Here is a 19093-nt window from a genome sequence, read left to right as displayed (position 1 = left end):
CTTGCCCCTCTCTCTTTGATTTCTAACAAAAAAGTTTTTTAAAAAATAAACAGTGCAGCAAAACTCCAATATAAATATTTAAGTTATGGATATGGAACTTTTTATGGACAACTTTAAATCAATCAATTTTCCATTCATCATTCCTTTCCTCACTAATACAAACGCTTACTAGGTGTCCTCCGGCCCGAAATTGCTTTCGTTCCATTTACAAAATCAATTTCTATTCCTCTATCCATTCTTCTTGCACTTACCATAGTAAAAATTATTGCGACTCCAGAAGATATGATGAGCATAACGATAATGCAAAGTATTCCTACTATAAAAGGACTGCTTGCTTTCCACGCTAATAATGTTGCAACAATGCCGATAATTGCTCCGAAAAATCCCGAAATATCATGGCTTACTTCTGCTGCAATAGACGCCGTTTCTGCTGGAATTATTAAGATCACGTATGGAATCAACGCAAAAAATATATAGACATAAGATAACACCATTAAAATAATAGATGTACCAAATTTCAACCGTGCTTGCGGGTTTTCCGGGTTATACTTTGCTCCCGTTGTCCCAAGCCACAATCCTATTGAACTAATACCTATTGAGATAACTGCTTTTATTACAATACCTGTAATAAACTGAAAAAACGTCCAGCCTAAGATAACCCCGACAATTATTTCAAAAAAAGTCAGCAATACAAAGGGCGTAAGCCAGCTAATCCATAATTTTCCAATTGCAATGTATTTTCCCGGCAACGGCAATACACGAAGTATCCAGGCAGAAGACCCTTCACGACCAATGGAGGAAGCTGCGAGTGTTCCGTTTAAAATGGCATGTAAAAATAATATTGCGCCTTGGGCAATTGGCCATGATACCTCATTGAAAACTCGTATATCATTAAGTTTAGCGTCGCCGTTTAAAAAACCAATTAACGGAAATATCATAAAGAAAAGCATTGGCATAAAAGCAAGCCATTCACGCATATCCCGTTTAATTGCATACCATTCTTTTATTCCAACGGCAATTACCGGATGAGAGAGGGGATGTGACGTCTGTCGTTTTTTTATTTTTTTCTTTTGGCTACTTCCTTCATTTAATCGAATCCAGCCAGTACGGAATCCCTTTTCAACCAAAGATGTAGATAAAACCATACAAATTACAGTTAATAGCAGCAGCATTAAAGTTGGCAGAAGTAAGTGAATTGATCCATGGGAAGCATGAATTATTGCCTCACTGCCCCAATTAACAGGAAACCAGTCCGGAAATAATGGCAGTCCAGATAAAAGAAGTTCATTCATTGATTGGTTATTCATCCAATTTGGAAGCATAAGCAATAAATAAACAAATAAACCAGATAAAACACTCATCATTGTCATAAACTCATTTGCTTTACTCGCTGGTATGATTTGAATCAGAATGAGATTAAATAAATAAGCAAGCGACAATCCGATAATCGTAAATGCAAGCAACACAATAAAGGCGACTGGGTAATACAGAAAATGAGCTTCAACGACAATACCGTACATTATTAAAGGGATAAGACAAAACACAAAAGTGAAGAATGGGATACCAATGAAACTTTGAAAATACTTCATCCAAAAAATATACTGCGTTGGGATCGGTAAAGTAAATAACAAGTTTAAATCAGTTGCAGAATACAAATGTTTAAACACTTGAGGTAAACCTAATAACAGTATAAATCCAATAATCATTAAAAAACCATATGATAAAATGCCGGATAAAACTGGTTGTGTAATCGCATCACTAATTTCCCATATACCTCTGCAAATTAAAAATAGAAAGAACGCAACAAATCCAAAGGCTATTACATAACTTATATAATTTTTCAAACTCTGCGTCTGTAATGTATTTGTTATAATTTTCCATTGGTTTTTCAAAAGAGGTTTCATCATTATTTATCACCTTGATCTGTTTTGGAAATTTCACTAATCAAGGCTTGCTGATCCTCGCCTCCGGTCAGTTCAAGAAAAATATCTTCCAAACTCCTATTTGTGCTGCCCTTATGTTCCCTTAACTCACCCATAGTACCTAATGCGATAATTCTTCCTTCTAATATAATCCCTATACGGTCACACATTTGTTCGGCAATTTCCAGTATATGTGTCGAAACAAACGCTGTCATACCATGATCACACAATTCCCTTAATAATTTTTTTAAACTGCGGGCACTATTTGGATCTAATCCTACAGTTGGTTCATCTAAAAATAACACATCTGGTTCATGAATAAGTGCACCGCAAATCGCAATTTTTTGTTTCATCCCATGAGAATAGCTTTCTATTAATTCATCTACTCTATTTGTCAAACTGAATATATGTAATAACTCTTCCGCTTTAACTTGAAATTTCTTATTAGGAATACGAAACACAGACGCGATAAACTGCAGATACTCCCATCCAGTTAATTTCGGATACAAATTCGGCTGATCCGGTACATAGGCAATCCGCTTTTTAGCTTCAAGAGGATCTTGCCATATATTGATACCAGCAACTTTCACCGTCCCCTTCGTTGGCTCAAGCAAACCGGTCATCATTTTAATCGTGCTCGTTTTCCCTGCACCATTGGGTCCTAAAAATCCAAATAATTCTCCCCGCGGTACTTCCAGCTGCAAATTTTTAACTGCTTCGTATTTTCCGTAAACCTTTGATAAATCAGTTAGTTTAATAGATGTTGTGTTCATGGTTTTCCCCCTAGGCAAATTCACTTTATACTTCATTGTAATGGTTTAAAGAGGAAAGGGTCAAAACATGATTAAACAAATGAATCATTTAGCAATGATTACGCAATACTTATTCAGCGCCAACCGCATTACAACTCAGTTAAATAAAAAAGATGTCCAGGAAAATCGGACACCTAAAACCTGTATCACATATTAAGTTTTAGTTTTTGCCATTTTAAGACTTGGTCGGTCAATCTTAAAAAGGGATATATCATGATCTGTTTCCCCTGATATAGCCAATTGTGACAAAATTTCACCTACAACACTTGCAAATTTATATCCATGACCAGCAAATCCAGCTGCGATGGAAATATGTGGGTATTCTGGGTGTTTATCAATAATAAAATGACCATCCGGGGTTCTAGTATACATGCAAATCACCCCTTTTTTCAGGGCTCCTGAAGCTTTTGGCATGAATTCGTCCAAGAATTCTCGCAGATGACCTTCATCGTTTGCATCAGAACCAAATTCCCGATTCATTGTATCTGGATCAACTGCATCTACATACTCATGTCTGCCTATTTTTAGTCCACATCCATTAAAAGTTGGAAAACCATAATAAATTGCTCGCTTATCCCTTCTTGGAACCTCCACCATAAATGTAGGAAATACATTCACATTAAACAATTTTTCATCGGCCTCAAACCAGGCAACTGGTTGACGAGAAGGAATAAGTGCAAGATCAAGATTGAGTTTGGCTGCTATTTTCTTGTTCCAAGCACCACCGCTGATAATTAATTTATCGCCAATAAAAGTTTCCTTTTTCGTAATTACCTTAACAGAACCCTCATAAGCTTCAATGTTTTCAACCGGGTTATTTACAGATAAATCAGCCCCATGGTATTCAGCAAGCTCCCTGTATGCTTTAATATTATTTTCACTAAACAAAAATCCCGAATGAGGCTCAAAAAAGGCACTATAATCATCCGGTACATTCAAACCTGGAAATCGTTCTTTCATTTCCGCACCTGTAAGATAATCCACCTCTAAATGATGTTCTTTTCCGCTAGCTATTGCCTCATCAATGAATGGAGCATCACCTTTAGGGCCAAATCCCATCGCTCCTGATTGTGTAAACATTTTTAGATGACTTTTCTTCTCAAGTTCATTCCATAATTCCTGAGCTCTAAGTGCAAGCGGAACATATTCTCTTCCTTCCCCATAAGCATGCCGAATAATACGTGTTTCACCGAAATGACTTCCCTGATCATGTGGTGGGTCAAAAGCATCTATTAATAGCGTCCTAACTCCTTGACGTGCCAAATAATACCCAGCAGCCATCCCCATAGAACCCGCCCCTACTACAATTACATCATAATGCTTCGTCATTTATGTTCCTCCTTTTAGATGAATTTCCTATAAAACAGTTTTTTTATAATTCTGATTTTATTTATGTTAATTATACAATGCATACTACTTCGCGTATAATGATAGTTAATGATGGTTGGTATCTTACATACTGATAGCTTATCTTCTAACTAAGTTGAATTCTTTGTCGTATTCGCTTTATTTCTCCTATGTTTATCAATCCCTTATATCCAAATATTGCCCGTTATCAAAAAATATATTTGAATCAATTATACGATGTGCGATTAAATATTACTAATATAGATTAGATTACTCGATGATATATATAGTATTAGAATTTTAAATTTTAATACTTTATATATATCAAAATCGAAAGCGATTCTCATACAAACCTTTTAAAGCCGTGACTGTTTTCCCGCTTTTCTTACTTGTTAATATTTTCAATTTATTATAATATAGTGCATAGATGTACCTATTATTTATAAAGATGACAAGAAAAGATAGCTATCGGTATTTAAGAAATTAAAATTGGAGGTGGTGGTTTCAATTGGAAATAAAAGATTTGCTGATCTTTCAAAGCGTTGCTAAAAATGGAAGTATCAGTAAAGCTGCAGATGAACTAAGCTACGTTCAATCACATGTAACTGCCAGAATAAAATCTTTAGAAACAAAATTAAACACACAATTATTTCACAGGCACAGTCGAGGAACAACGCTAAATTCAGAAGGAAAGATGCTTTTAAACTACTCTGAAAAGATCATTCACATGGTAAACGAAATGGAAAAAGCAATTAAAGATCCCGATATCCCCTCAGGAATACTGGAAATTGGTACAGTAGAAACCGTTATTAAATTACCAATTATCTTATCCAACTACCACAGAAACTACCCCAATGTTGATTTATCGCTTATCACTGGCGTGACTAAAGAACTTATCGATCAACTCCTCAAACGGAAATTGGACGGTGCTTTTGTCACTGGGTTCGAATCTCACCCTAATATTGATAAGGTGGACGTCTTCCAGGAAAATTTAGTCCTAATATCCAGCAATGAAAAAACCTCATTTGATGACCTAAAACAGAAACCTCTTCTTGTTTTTAATTTAGGCTGTAATTATCGTGCCCGGTTGGAAGACTGGCTTAAACATGAAGGAGTCATTAATACAAAAGTATTGGAATTCGGTACGTTAGAAACCATTCTGGGAAGTGTCATCTCAGGCCTTGGAATCAGCCTTGTACCCCAGTCTACCGTTCGACAATTAGAATTGGATGGTATTATTCAATGCCATGAAATTCCTGATAAATATAGTCGAATATCCACTTCTTTTATACGGCGTTCTGATGCATATATGACAAACACCATGAATAAGTTTATCGAGACAATCAATAAATTTACAGATGTTGTTTATCCTCCCTTAGTTAAACCAATTTACAGAGCTTACCACGAGCAATGAATAAAATTAATCAATAAAAAATTATGCTATCTGTTCAAGTGATAGCAACTATCAATATTAGCTATTTTACCTGATAACTAAAGCAGCTTATGATAGGGGTAAGTAAATAGCACATCCTAGAATACTTAATCAAATGGAAAAAGGGGGAAATAAATAAATCTGTAAAATGATTGTATTTACTACAAGTTAAAAATGATAGGAGGCAGTTGAATGGCAACTAATAAAGGTGTCGTATACACAAAACCTGGAGAAGTCGAGGTTCGTGAAATTGGCTTTCCCGATCTTGTATTAAAAGATGGTCCTGGAGTTAACCCATTAAACGTTGGAAGAAAATGTGAGCACGGGGTAATCTTGAAGGTTATTGTTACAAACATATGTGGAAGTGACCAGCATATGGTTCGAGGCAGAACAACCGCCCCTTCAGGACTTGTTCTTGGACATGAAATCACTGGTGAAGTGATTGAGGTTGGACGGGATGTCGAATTCATAAAAAAAGGAGATCTTGTATCTGTTCCATTTAATATTGCATGTGGAAGGTGCAGAAATTGTAAGCAGCAAGATACACATATTTGTGAGAATGTTAATCCAGATAGACCTGGATCTGCTTATGGCTACGTAGATATGGGCGGATGGGTCGGTGGCCAATCCGAATATGTGATGGTTCCATACGCAGATTTTCAACTTTTAAAGTTCCCGGATAAAGATCAGGCGATGGAGAAAATACTTGATTTAACAATGTTGTCTGATATTTTCCCTACTGGTTATCATGGTGCTGTTAGTGCAGGTGTAAAACCAGGTTCAACGGTATATGTAGCAGGTGCTGGACCTGTTGGATTAGCTGCTGCTCATGCTGCACAAATCTTGGGTGCCTCCGTAGTTATTGTTGGAGATTTGATTGAAGAAAGACTAGCTCAGGCAAGAAGCTTTGGATGTGAAACGGTAAATTTAAGACAACATGATAAACTGGAAGAACAAATCGAACAAATCCTCGGAATTCCTGAAGTGGATTGTGCTATCGATGCTGTTGGCTTTGAAGCAAGCGAACACGGAGAAGGAGCAGGAGAAGCTCCGGCCACCGTTCTAAATTCTATCATGGGAGCTACTCGAGCTGGCGGACGTTTAGGTATTCCAGGTCTGTACGTAACGGGGGATCCTGGTGCTGAGGATGCAGAGGCCAAAGAAGGAACGTTAAAAATACGCTTCGGATTAGGTTTTGCAAAAGCACACACGTTTGTGACTGGTCAAACGCCTGTAATGAAGTATCATAGAGATTTAATGCAAGCTATTTTAAGCGGAAAAGCTCAAATTGCTAAAGCTGTTAATGCAACAGTTATTTCGCTAGATGATGCACCTGCCGGGTATAAGGAATTTGATGGCGGTGTTGCAAAAAAATTCGTCATTGACCCGCACGGAATGTTAAAGTAGTAAATTTTTATAATGAATTTACCAAATATTTAAAATTAGGAGGTAATTTTTATGAGTAAAATGAATTTAGCGACAGCCAAACAATTAATTGAAGGTGCTGAAAAAGAAGCTGAAAAAATTGGAGTTTCCATGGTTATTTCTATTATGGATGAAGGCGGAAATTTAATTGCAACCCATCGTATGGACGATGCTTGGCTTGCGAGCATTGATATTGCCCAAAATAAAGCTTGGACTTCTGTTGCACTAAAAATGCCTACGAGCAATTTAGAAGCAGCTACTGTTCCAAATGCTGAACTATACGGCCTTAACACAACAAATAATGGACGCATTGTAGTTTTTGGCGGCGGAATTCCACTTATTAAAGATAACAAAGTGGTAGGAGCGATCGGTGTGAGTGGAAGTTCTGTTGACCATGATGTTCAGGTTGCAGAGGCTGGAGCTAAGGTTTTCAATGGTTTAGGTGTAGGTACTCGTTAAAAAATAGGGAAGGCTTTGCCATCAAGCAAAGCCTTCCCTATTTGATTATAATTTCTCTTCAAACGCTCCTTCAGAAATAAACATTTCTATTTCGTTTCTGTTTGAAGGTTGTTCTCTGTCCTGGAATTTCTCCGGCAATGTTTGTTTGTCACCTCGATAACCAACCGCTATAATCGCATGTACCGTATAATCTTCTGGAATATTTAAAATTTCTTTTGCCTTATCTTTATGAAATCCACCCATTGCATGTGAAGCTAATCCTTTTCGAGCAGCTTCTAATGCTAAATAGCCCCAGGCTGTTCCTGTATCAAAGGCATGTGATGGATTATACCCTTTTGTAAATTCAGATACTGTCTTGGAGACAACTGCCACTAAAACAGGTGCCTTATCACACCAAATGGCATTTCCATCGAACATAAAATCTAAAAACTTTTTCCGGTCCTCTTCTGTTCGAGCGATTATAAATCTCCATGGCTGAATATTTGCTGCTGAAGGTGCCCAGCGTGCAGCTTCAAATATACTGTGCAACACATCCTCTGGAACTGACTTATTTAAAAAAGAACGCGGTGACCAACGCTTGGTATAAATCGGATCAATATCGTAGGATGCTTTCCTAAATTCTTGTACATCTTGCATATATGTTACCTCCTGTTATAATCAATTTCGAAATAAAACATACATATTTTATCATACTACTTCTACCCCGACATGAAAATAATTCTACTCGGATTTGACAAATTCACTTTTTCCTTTTTTATTTTTTTCAGGTATAATTATCCAAAATGAAAAAATGAAAAGAGATACTGGTGATTTCTTCATTGAATGCTTAAAAGGGAAGTTGGTGAAAATCCAACACGGTCCCGCCACTGTATGTGCGAGCCTACTGTCAGTGCCACTGTCTATTGGATGGGAAGGAACAGTATAGCGATGACCATAAGTCAGGAGACCTGCCTGTATCTTAATACACCACACCTGCGAGGAACAGGATGGTTTAGAAGGACAACCCTTTTTCTATTAGGGTTGTTAACTTTTACATGTCCGTTTCCCGTTCTATGTGGAGACGTTTTTTTCATTTAAACATAATAATAGGAGGTTTTTTATAATGAAAAGGGTTCTATCGCTTTTATTGATGCTCTTTCTATCTTTTGGCCTATTCATTGGCTGCTCATCAGAAGATACGAATAACGCATCTGAACAAAATAATGTGAATAGCAATCAAAAGCAGATGGCAGACGCAGACACTGATTTTCCGATAACTGTCAAAGATGCGCTTGATAACGAAATCACCATGGAAGAAGAACCTGAGAAAATTGTTTCTTTAATGCCAAGTAATACAGAAATCTCTTTTGCACTCGGCTTGGGAGATAAGATTGTTGGTGTATCTGATCATGATAATTACCCCGAAGAAGTTGATGAGATCAATAAAATTGGCGGAATGGAATTAAACGTCGAAAAAATCATTAGCCTACAACCTGACCTTGTTTTAGCACATGAATCAGGCGCAGAATATTCTAAAAAAGCATTGCAACAACTTCGTGATGCAGATATTACAGTATTTGTTGTTACAGACGCACAAAGCATTGAATCTGCCTACACATCTATTAAAAACATTGGCACCATTACAGGAACAGAGGATAAATCAGATGATATGATTAAAGATATGAAAGAGGGATTTGCTGAAATTCAAGAAAAGACAGAGGCAATCCAAGACAAAGATCGTCAATCCGTATTTATGGAATCCTCGCCTGAACCAGAAATATTCACGGCAGGGAAGAATACTTTTTGGCAAGAATTATTAACCATTATTCATGCAGATAATGCGGCTAAAGAACAAGAGGGTTGGGTCCAGTTGGATCCTGAGGCGATTGTTGAGTTAAATCCCGATGTTATTCTTACGACATACGGCGACTATATAGATAACCCGGTTGATCAAGTATTAGACCGTGATGGCTGGAGTAACGTAACTGCGATTAAAGAGAAGCAAGTATTTGATATTGATGCAGATTTAGTCAGCCGACCAGGTCCGCGTTTAGTCGATGGTGCGAAGGAGATGGCAAAGGTTGTCTATCCTGAAATTTTTGAAGAGTAAATATGTTATAGCTTACCTTGCTAGCTTTCTTATGTTCATTGTATCCATTTTATTTGGGATTGCTGTTGGCAGTGTTGCGGTGCCGGTTACTGATATTTTTCCTATTATTTTATCACCATTGCTACATTTATCTTTTACTCATGATATAGATCCAATGTATATTGATATCGTTTACCAAATACGACTGCCCAGAGTACTGTTGGCAGGATTTGTTGGAGCCTCTCTCGCTATTGCTGGAGCGGCTTTCCAAGGATTGTTGAGAAATCCATTAGCAGACCCATATATTCTAGGAGTATCGTCTGGAGCATCTGTCGGAGCGGTTTCCACTTTGTTTTTTAATATTACCCTCCCGCTTCTTAGCCTTTATACGTTGCCAATATTAAGTATTAGCGCAGCTTTTATCACGATAATGCTCGTTCTCTTTTTTGCCCGCCAAGTAGAGAGTACAATGCGTGTGGAGACAATTATTTTAACAGGGATTATTTTCAATTCATTTCTAGGTGCATTTATTTCTTTAATTATCGCATTATCTGGTGATCAGCTTTCTGATATTATTGGTTGGTTGTTAGGCAGTGTTTCCATGCGGGGATGGAAATACATTGCCATTATTCTTCCATTTTTTATGGTTGGCTCTTTATTACTTTTGGCAAACAGCAAAGAGTTAAATGCGATGTCATTTGGTGAAGAACGTGCGCATTATCTGGGTGTTGATGTTCAACGACGAAAACTAATCGTTTTAACTGCAGGATCAACGCTGACTGGTGCAGCAGTTGCAGTATCTGGTGCGATTGGATTTGTCGGATTGGTGATTCCCCATTTAACAAGACTTTTATGGGGACCTGATCATACGCACCTTTTACCTTTATCCATTTTAACAGGTTCTAGCTTTTTAATTTTAGCGGATCTTGTTTCAAGAACAATTATTTCACCACAACTGCTGCCGATTGGAGTGATCACTGCATTAATTGGAGCGCCCGTTTTTGCATTAATTTTGATGAGAAAAAGAAAAACAAGTAAAGGCGGTGCATCATGTTAACAGTAGATCATGTATCAGGAGGATACGCGGATCACCCTATTATTAAAGATGTTACCTTTTCTGTTAAAAAGGGCGAATTCTTTGGTATCGTAGGTCCAAATGGAAGTGGAAAAACAACATTATTAAAAATGATCAGTGGACTGATTCCTGTCGCGCAAGGCTCTATTCTAGTAAATGATAAAAACATAACCCGTTTTTCAAAAAAGGAATTAGCTCGGACAATGGCCGTCTTGCCACAATTAACATCACAAACATTTCCTTACACGGTTAAAGACACTATTGCACTTGGGAGGTATGCGCATCATAACGGACTTTTCCAAACTTGGACGGAAACCGATGAATCAATCCTCCAAAAGATATTGAAACAAACAAATGTTGAGAGATTCGCTGAAGCTTCTCTACATGAATTATCAGGTGGAGAGCAACAGCGTGTCTTTCTAGCTCAAGCATTAGTACAACAACCACAATTTTTATTGCTTGACGAGCCCACGAACCATCTTGATCTGGCACACCAAAAAGAACTACTTGATTTACTAAAAAAGTCGACTGCCGAACAAAAAATGACAGTCATTTCTATTTTCCATGATTTAAATTTGGCAAGTCTTTATTGTGACAGACTCTTATTATTACGCCGTGGACAAACGAAAATGTTGGATACACCTATTCAAGTATTAACTGAACCAATAATCGAAGAGGTATACCAAACAACCGTTAAAACTCACCCTCACCCGGAAGTTGCTAAGCCACAATTACATATGATGCCGCGATCGGAATTAAAGCTTGAAAATAATATAAAAATAGATGAATCTTACTTAGTGGTGAAAAAGGAACATATTCTCCTTAAATCCCCTATCCCGCTTCGCACTCTTTCAACAGGCATATGCGGATCTGGGGTTGGCTGGCATTCTTATTTTGTAATTTGTGATATAAATAAGGCGGAAAACTGTAATGATCCTGCTCACGATATAATGCAGCGGCACCTAATAACACATAACTTTCATCCGAAAGCAACTGTCGGCATGATGACTGCAATTAAACGTGATAACGTAGCATTTCAATTTTGGAGGGAAAATCAGTTTTCTTTGTTCATTGTAGTAATAGCTGGGGCCGAAAATGCGATAAATACATGGATATTTGTGAATGGAAAGCTAAAAGAAACAGCATTTATTCAAGCGGTAATGTCGGCCATGGAAGCAAAAGTGGAAGCATTAAAGGATATGAATATAGCAACTTCTAAAACAAACAAAACTGCAGATACAGCTTCAACAGACAATATATTGATTGCAGCTACGCAACAAGGTAAGTTTCTATCTAATGCCAGTTCCACCTCTGTTTTAGTTACAGCAATTAGAGGAGGTGTTTACACGCTTATTAAAAAAGTGATAAGGAACACCCAATAAGCACCACCCTTAAAGACATTTCATAAGAAATATGACTAATGTCCATTTGAAATGTGATAACATGAAGTAAATCTTCGTGATAAAAAGGAGGAAAAACGAATGCGACTATATACAAAATCCGGAGACAAGGGGTTTACAAGTGTAATTGGAGGACGAGTGAGTAAAGATGATATCCGTATTGAAGCATATGGGACATTGGATGAGGCGAATTCGTTTGTAGGAAAAGCAGTTGCAGAATTAGATAAAGAACTTTTTAAAGACATATTGGATGACTTGGAAAAAATCCAACATGAATTATTTGATTGCGGATCTGACCTAGCTTATATAACAGATAAACATCAATACAAAGTGAGTGAAGAAATGGTTGCATATTTAGAAGAAAAAATGGATGAATACATTAACGAAGCACCAAAATTAGAGCGTTTTATTCTACCAGGTGGTTCCAGCCCTGCCGCTTCTATACATATCGCACGTACAGTTACAAGAAGAGCAGAACGGCTAATTGTATCTTTAATGAAAGCACAAGATGGTATTCCTGAGATTGTCTTAAGATATGTGAATCGTGTTTCCGATTATTTTTTTGCTATTGCCCGGGTAATAAATGCTCGATTACATGTTTCGGATGTAGAATATATCCGCAGTGCAAAGGTTTTTAGAGGAACGAATAAAAAAGGTGAACATAAAAATGGATAATGCTGTTAAAGGCCATGTGCCCTCTTTACAAAACAAAAAAGCGTATGAAGTCCATGTAAACATTCATACGCTTTTTCTACTCTATTAAAATGTTATTTGACTCTTTTTACTAAACCAGAAAAATTATCTTTCCAATAACCATTTGACATGTCAGCAACTGCTACACCAGTAGAGGTTTGAGAACCGATAAATTTACCGTTGCCTATATAAATGCCTACGTGACCATTTGTTCCATTGGTATTAAAGAATACTAGGTCACCTGGTTGCATATTATCCGGTGAGACTGTTGTACCTACTCCTGTTAAAGCTCCAGTGCTTGCAGGTATTGAAATTCCAGCCTCTGAATAAGCCCAAGAAACAAAGCCGGAGCAATCAAATCTTCCTTTTTGAATATCTGCTTCCGTACGCCCACCGCCGAAAACATAAGTTGAATTTCCAATGTATTTATTTCCAGCATTAATCACTGTACCTATATTTCCATTTGGTTTTGGTTCCGGTGATGTATTTTCCTTTTTAGCAGGTTTCTTTTCACTTTTTGAATTGCTTTTTTGATCGGTAGAATTATTATTAGAACTAGCATCTGTAGAATTAGGGTTTGAATTTTCATTGGATTCACTTGAACTTGAATCGTTCTCGTCTGTGCTAGCGTTATTTTCATCTGAACGAGATTCTGATGAGCTAGATTCTGATTCATTATCGGAACTTGAATCGGAATCTGTATTCGTTTCGTTTTCGTCCGCATCAGATTCTTCTGATTCTGTATTGCTGGTTTCTTCCGGAGTATTAGCTGCTTCGATCTCATCTTTAATTTCTGATTCTAGAGCTGCTAGACTGCTATCCTCTGTTTGTAAATTTTCCTTCATGTCAGTAAGCTTTGTTTCTTTATCCTTTAAATCTTGTTGATTCTTTTCTTTTTGTTCCTTTTGTTCTGTAATGATGTATTTCATTTCATTTAAATCTACTTTTTTCTCTTTTTGTTCGTCAAGCTTTCCTTCTACAATTGCCTGCTTTTCTTCTACCTTAGCCTTATCTTTTTGCTGTTGCTCCATCAGCCTTTTATCGGAATCAGTAATCCTAGATACTGCTGAAGATCGGCTAATAAAATCTCCAAAATCTTCAGCCCCAGTTAATACCTCCAGGTACTGGATATCTCCACCACTTTTTTGGTAAGAGGCTATACGGTCTTTTAGAATTTCATAGCGTTCTTCTATTTTGTCTTGTAATTTTTTTATTTCTTTATCGAGTTTATTGATTTCTTTTTTTGTTTTAGAAATATCTTCTTCTGTTTCTGCCATTTTTGCTTGGTTTTCATCTAATGCACTATTAATGCGATTCAGTTCATCATTTAATTCTTTTAGATCAAATAAAACATCTGCAACCTCGGCCTCCGCTTTTGACAAATCTGCTTTAATTTCTGCACGTTCATTCTGGATCTGTGATTGTTTATTTTCTAGATTGCTTACAGATTCTGCATGAGCGAAACCACTAAATATTGTGCTCCCTAAGCCTACTACAGCAACAGTTGTCGCTGTCATTATCATTTTTCTCAATTGACTTTCCCCTTTTTTCTAGCATTTCAATACCGCATCTTTTGTTCTATGTATGTATCTATTAAATTTGTCATAAAGCAGTAATGATTATTTTCTCCTAAAATACTAGGCAATTCGAATTATACCACTCCATAATGACAATAATGTATTAAAAACATTACAATACTATTTCAAAATATGACATTTTTCCTTGTTACCTACCATCAATTTACCTTTTATAATAAACATTGTTACTGCAACTTCTACAACACATTGTTCTACTATTTCCAATTTTGATTAAAATTCGCCTTTACCCAAGAGACCAAATTAAATAAGGCCGGGGCAAAAACCCAGTAAATGTAAAAAAGGTTCGGGAGTCCCGTCTCTAGATGGAACTCCCGAACTTCTTTATTTTACTTTTCCGTACGATTTTTAGTAAACAAAAAGGACACCTTCTGATAAAATTAAAGTCACTACACAACAATTTATCCTTATTTACTAAATTGAGCTTCCTCTGTTGATCCTTTTAGAGCACCAGTTGAAGATGTTCCACCTGAAATGACTTGTGATACTTCATCAAAATAACCTGTTCCAACCTCACGCTGGTGACGTGTAGCAGTATACCCATTCTCTTCACTAGCAAATTCAGCTTGCTGAAGCTCTGAATACGCAGCCATGCCAGTTGTTTTATATTTACGGGCAAGCTCAAACATACTGTGATTAAGCGCGTGGAACCCAGCCAGTGTTACGAACTGGAATTTATAACCCATTTTTCCAATTTCTTTTTGGAAATTCGCAATTTCTGAATCCGTTAGTTTACTCTTCCAATTAAAGGATGGTGAACAATTATATGCTAATAGTTTATTAGGAAACTTCTCGTGGATGGCATCTGCAAATTTTTGTGCTTCTTTTAGGTCCGGTTCGGATGTTTCGCACCAGATAAGGTCTGCATATGGAGCATAAGCCAAACCACGTGCAATTGCCTGATCAATTCCTGATTTCGTCTTAAAAAATCCTTCTGTAGTTCGGTCACCTGTAATAAATTCTGCATCATACGGATCCACATCGCTTGTAATCATATCAGCAGCATTCGCATCCGTACGAGCGATAATAACAGTTGGCGTTCCCATCACATCTGCTGCAAAACGAGCTGCGATTAGGTTCCTAACAGCATTTTGGGTCGGCAGTAATACTTTTCCTCCCAAGTGTCCGCATTTTTTCTCAGAAGCTAACTGATCCTCAAAATGAACACCTGAAGCACCAGCCTCAATCATTGATTTCATTAATTCGAAGACATTTAATTGACCACCAAAACCTGCCTCAGCATCCGCAACAATGGGAGCGAACCAATCGATAGAGTCATCCCCTTCGGCATAGTGAACTTGATCCGCGCGCTGTAATGCCTGATTAATCCGTTTTGCTACATTAGGTACACTATTTACCGGATATAGACTTTGGTCTGGATACATTTGTCCAGCTAGGTTTGCATCTGCAGCCACCTGCCAGCCGCTTAAGTAAATTGCTTTTAGGCCTGCTTTTACTTGTTGAACTGCTTGGTTACCAGTTAACGCCCCTAATGCATTTACATAATCTTCATTATTAATTAAATCCCATAACTTTTTAGAACCTTTTTCAGCAAGGGTATACTCGATATCCATTGATCCACGTAAACGTATCACATCTTCTGCTGTATACGGACGCTCAATACCTACCCATCTTAAGTCCTTTTCCCATTCATTTCTTAATTGCTCAGCACGTTTTTCAATCATTTATAAGTCCTCCTTTAATTAATTCCTTATATGCCGGAATTGTTAAAAATTCCTCAAATTCTTCTTTGTGGATTAACATAGTAAATATTTCTGCCGCTCTTGGATAACCTCCATCTAAAAATGAACTTTCTCCCATTTGATCAAGCATTTTATCTAACTCTTCAGCAATCATTTCATCTACCATATCAAAGGTTATCTTCCTCCCATCATCAAGCATCCCCTCCTGATGACGGATCCATTGCCATACTTGAGCACGTGAAATTTCCGCGGTTGCTACGTCTTCCATTAGATGGTTAATCGGTACAGCTCCCTCCCCCTTTAGCCAAGCTCCTATATAACGAATCCCCACACTAATATTTGTTCGCAGCCCTTTTTCCGTAATGTTTCCTTTAGGTGTTTGTAATAAGTCCTTTTGTGAAATATCTATTTCAATTTTGTTATTTATTTGGTTTGGGGCAGACATTCTTTTATCAAAAATATTTTTCACAAAATGAACCATTCTTGGATGAGCAACCCATGTTCCATCATGTCCGTCCGTCACTTCTCTTTTTTTATCTGCACGAACTTTATTAAATGCTTCTTCATCTGCATATTCATCCTCTTTTATCGGAATTTGTGCAGCCATCCCCCCGATAGCTAAAGCTCCACGTTTATGACAAGTTTGAATCGCCAGTAAAGAATATGCACGCATAAACGGCGTTGCCATCGTAATGGAAGAACGATCTGGTAATAGCACATCAGAATTTTCACGGAATTTTTTAATAAAACTGAATATATAATCCCAGCGTCCACAATTTAGCCCAGCTGCATGATCTTTTAATTCATATAATATTTCATCCATCTCAAATGCAGCAGTTATTGTCTCAATGAGTACAGTAGCTTTTATTGTCCCTTGTGGTATTCCAAGCTCTTCTTGCGCAAATATAAAAACATCATTCCATAGTCGTGCTTCCAGATGATTTTCTATTTTTGGCAAATAAAAATATGGGCCTGTTCCACGATTTAGTAATTCATTTGCATTATGATAAAAATAAAGTCCAAAGTCGATTAAGCTAGCTGAAATTGGTTTATTGTTTACGGTAATGTTTTTTTCATATAAGTGCCAACCACGGGGTCTTACAATAAGTACAGCTGGATCATCGTTTAATTGGTACATTTTTTGGTTTTCTGCCTGAAAATCGATTTGTTTTCGTATGGCATCTTTTAAGTTAATCTGACCATTCATTATATTTTCCCAGCTCGGTGATGTCGCATCTTCAAAGTCAGCCATATATGTTTTTGCCCCTGAATTAAGAGCATTAATGACCATTTTACGATCAACTGATCCGGTAATCTCTACACGTCTATCTTGTAAATCATCTGGTAAAGGTGCTACGGTCCAATCTCCCTCGCGAATATGTTTTGTCTCAGACAGGAAATCAAGTTTTTTCCCTTCGTTTATTTTTTGCTGCATCTGCTCTCGAATCGACATTAAATATTGACGTCTCTCATCAAATTTATGATGGAGATTTTTTATAAATTGCAAAGCATCTTCTGTTAATATTTCCTCATATCTAGGTCTGACTTGATTTTTAATTTGTAATTCCCTCCTGATCGTTGGCATCCACATCACTCCTTTCGAGGTTAAAATTAGTACAGTTATAGTACAAAAGGGAATTTTCTTCTTTTGTACTATAACAATAGGTTCAAAAAAAATTAATCCTCTTTTTTAGATAGACAATATTCACATTCTAGTATCATGCTTCTTTCATCAACCGATCTTCCACACTCCGGACAAGTTGCCTTTTTCATTGTATATTCCATCATTCTTCAACTCCCTTTTGTATAACAGGTTTATTTTTATTTAATTTGTTATATTACAGTCTATGCGCTTTTTTCTAAAAAATCAACCCCTTTTTTAGAAAAATTTTATTTATCTGTCAATTAAAACTACTTAAATCCTTCTGTGACAAGGTTTAAGGCTGATAAATTTTTCCAATATTTCCTTTACATTTATTGGATTATTTGAAAGAATAATTGTTTTTATTATAAAGAGACTGTTTTAAGTACAGAAAATAAATTTATTGTTATAATAAGTTGTTGAGGATAACGAAATTTTAGAGGTGAATGGAGTTTTGAAACGATTTCAATTTGCAGGGGGGCGTGTTTTAAAAACAGGTGTAGCAGTATTTGTCACTGCCTGGATATGTGAATTATTAAACTGGCCCCCTGTTTTTGCTGTTATAACAGCTATTGTTACGATAGAGCCTACTGTTTCAGATTCGATTAGAAAAGGGGTTATTCGGTTTCCGGCATCTGCAATAGGCTCTGCTTACGCTGTTTTTTTCATTTCAATTTTTGGAAACTCTCCAATAACATATACGCTTGCTGCAGTATTTACAATTGCTACTTGTTTCAGATTAAAATTACATGCTGGACTCTTAGTTGCAACACTAACTGCTGTTGCAATGGTAGAAGTAATTCATAGTAATTATTTAATTTCTTTTTTTATTCGATTAGGAACAACAACTACCGGTTTACTTGTATCCACTGTTGTAAATATGTTCATTTTACCACCAGATTATACAAAAGATATTGTTAAAAATGTTCAAAGTATAGGGAAAAAAACGGGGATTGTTGTGATGAAGGTATTTCAAGATATTATCAAAAATAAACATGAAGTGGATATTGCAGATAGAAAAATGATAGCAGAACTAGATAAAAAGATACAGCAAACAGAAACGCTTATCCGGTTCCAAAAAGATGAGGCGCAATATCATCCCTTAATCGGAAATGAAAAATATTTATTTCACACTGCTCAAAATCAGTTAGTAACGCTAAGACTAATCAATTATCATCTAGATAATTTGATCAACACCCCTTTAACATCAATATCATGGCTGGAAGAAGATAAACGAATCATTCTGGAAGCAGTTCATGAACTGTCAAATAGCATGAAAAATGCTTCAAATTATGATGCGCGAAAACACCAGAAGCAATTTAAACAGTTAACAGAATTATTTTGGGAAGACAATGAAGAAATCACAAAAAATAATGAACAGCATCCAACTCACTTCCCCCCTGAATTGATCATCATGTACGAGCTGCTATCGATCTACAACTTAGTAACAAAGTTTTATCAACACCATGAGGGAAAAAAGCAAAAGAAAAAGAGGAACTAAAACCGTTTCCTCTTTTTCT

The 19093-nt window shown here is 36.7% G+C and carries 16 protein-coding genes and 1 riboswitch; of the genes, 8 read left to right on the top strand and 8 right to left on the bottom strand.

All coding sequences use genetic code 11. The features are described from left to right. Window positions 1–152: 152 nt before the first annotated feature. From J2Z81_RS09390 to solA, 3 genes are all read right to left on the bottom strand, one after another. Entirely contained in the window at window positions 153–1907 is a 1755-nt protein-coding gene (locus J2Z81_RS09390) for a putative ABC transporter permease subunit (protein ID WP_226371224.1), read from the bottom strand. Next, window positions 1907–2695, bottom strand: a complete 789-nt coding sequence (locus tag J2Z81_RS09385) for an ABC transporter ATP-binding protein (RefSeq protein WP_029268198.1) — start codon at window positions 2693–2695, stop codon at window positions 1907–1909. Before J2Z81_RS09385 ends, J2Z81_RS09390 begins: the two co-directional genes overlap by 1 nt. Window positions 2696–2887: 192 nt before the next feature. Next, a complete protein-coding gene (solA, locus tag J2Z81_RS09380; RefSeq protein WP_226371223.1) occupies window positions 2888–4063 on the bottom strand; it encodes an N-methyl-L-tryptophan oxidase in 1176 nt (391 codons plus the stop codon). 526 nt (window positions 4064–4589) lie between these two features. On the opposite strand from solA, the gene J2Z81_RS09375 reads away from it, so the two are divergent. From J2Z81_RS09375 to J2Z81_RS09365, 3 genes are all read left to right on the top strand, one after another. Beyond that, on the top strand, window positions 4590–5495 hold the full coding sequence (locus J2Z81_RS09375; protein ID WP_226371222.1) for a LysR family transcriptional regulator: 906 nt from the start codon (window positions 4590–4592) through the stop codon (window positions 5493–5495). 210 nt (window positions 5496–5705) lie between these two features. Beyond that, window positions 5706–6920 (top strand): formaldehyde dehydrogenase, glutathione-independent, encoded by a 1215-nt coding sequence (gene fdhA / locus J2Z81_RS09370; RefSeq protein ID WP_226371221.1) that lies wholly within the window; start codon window positions 5706–5708, stop codon window positions 6918–6920. A 51-nt stretch (window positions 6921–6971) separates the two neighbouring features. Beyond that, window positions 6972–7397, top strand: coding sequence for a GlcG/HbpS family heme-binding protein (locus J2Z81_RS09365; RefSeq protein ID WP_038221032.1), 426 nt, complete (start codon window positions 6972–6974; stop codon window positions 7395–7397). A 45-nt stretch (window positions 7398–7442) separates the two neighbouring features. On the opposite strand, the gene J2Z81_RS09360 is transcribed toward J2Z81_RS09365, so the two are convergent. Beyond that, a complete protein-coding gene (locus J2Z81_RS09360; protein WP_029268192.1) occupies window positions 7443–8033 on the bottom strand; it encodes a nitroreductase family protein in 591 nt (196 codons plus the stop codon). Window positions 8034–8184: 151 nt separating this feature from the next. Continuing rightward, window positions 8185–8366, top strand: a riboswitch (cobalamin riboswitch). A 133-nt stretch (window positions 8367–8499) separates the two neighbouring features. On the opposite strand from J2Z81_RS09360, the gene J2Z81_RS09355 reads away from it, so the two are divergent. From J2Z81_RS09355 to J2Z81_RS09340, 4 genes are all read left to right on the top strand, one after another. After that, window positions 8500–9486 carry an ABC transporter substrate-binding protein gene (locus tag J2Z81_RS09355; RefSeq protein WP_029268190.1) on the top strand — a complete coding sequence of 329 codons (987 nt, stop codon included), beginning with the start codon at window positions 8500–8502 and terminating at the stop codon, window positions 9484–9486. After that, the gene (locus J2Z81_RS09350) at window positions 9437–10522 is read left to right on the top strand and encodes a FecCD family ABC transporter permease (RefSeq protein ID WP_390337528.1); all 1086 of its coding nucleotides are present in this window, start codon (window positions 9437–9439) and stop codon (window positions 10520–10522) included. Before J2Z81_RS09355 ends, J2Z81_RS09350 begins: the two co-directional genes overlap by 50 nt. Beyond that, window positions 10516–11922: an ABC transporter ATP-binding protein gene (locus J2Z81_RS09345; protein WP_226371219.1), complete on the top strand. Its 1407-nt coding sequence runs from the start codon at window positions 10516–10518 to the stop codon at window positions 11920–11922. Before J2Z81_RS09350 ends, J2Z81_RS09345 begins: the two co-directional genes overlap by 7 nt. A 99-nt stretch (window positions 11923–12021) precedes the next feature. Further along, window positions 12022–12615: a cob(I)yrinic acid a,c-diamide adenosyltransferase gene (locus J2Z81_RS09340; RefSeq protein WP_226371218.1), complete on the top strand. Its 594-nt coding sequence runs from the start codon at window positions 12022–12024 to the stop codon at window positions 12613–12615. Window positions 12616–12707: 92 nt separating this feature from the next. Here J2Z81_RS09340 and J2Z81_RS09335 read toward each other — a convergent pair whose 3' ends face one another. From J2Z81_RS09335 to J2Z81_RS09320, 4 genes are all read right to left on the bottom strand, one after another. Beyond that, a complete protein-coding gene (locus J2Z81_RS09335) occupies window positions 12708–14156 on the bottom strand; it encodes a C40 family peptidase (protein WP_226981312.1) in 1449 nt (482 codons plus the stop codon). A 479-nt stretch (window positions 14157–14635) separates the two neighbouring features. Next, window positions 14636–15913: an isocitrate lyase gene (gene aceA / locus J2Z81_RS09330; protein WP_029268181.1), complete on the bottom strand. Its 1278-nt coding sequence runs from the start codon at window positions 15911–15913 to the stop codon at window positions 14636–14638. Further along, window positions 15906–17516, bottom strand: a complete 1611-nt coding sequence (aceB, locus tag J2Z81_RS09325; protein ID WP_226981309.1) for a malate synthase A — start codon at window positions 17514–17516, stop codon at window positions 15906–15908. The genes aceA and aceB overlap by 8 nt, the downstream gene beginning before the upstream one ends. A 92-nt stretch (window positions 17517–17608) precedes the next feature. Next, window positions 17609–17719 (bottom strand): YhfH family protein, encoded by a 111-nt coding sequence (locus J2Z81_RS09320; RefSeq protein ID WP_198020914.1) that lies wholly within the window; start codon window positions 17717–17719, stop codon window positions 17609–17611. A 308-nt stretch (window positions 17720–18027) separates the two neighbouring features. On the opposite strand from J2Z81_RS09320, the gene J2Z81_RS09315 reads away from it, so the two are divergent. Continuing rightward, a complete protein-coding gene (locus J2Z81_RS09315; RefSeq protein ID WP_029268177.1) occupies window positions 18028–19074 on the top strand; it encodes an aromatic acid exporter family protein in 1047 nt (348 codons plus the stop codon). Window positions 19075–19093: the final 19 nt, after the last annotated feature.

It is taken from the genome of Virgibacillus alimentarius (genome assembly GCF_017874635.1).
GTDB lineage: Bacteria > Bacillota > Bacilli > Bacillales > Amphibacillaceae > Virgibacillus_B > Virgibacillus_B alimentarius.
Note: the sequence above shows the minus strand (reverse complement) of the source record. Positions and strands in the feature narration are given on the sequence as shown.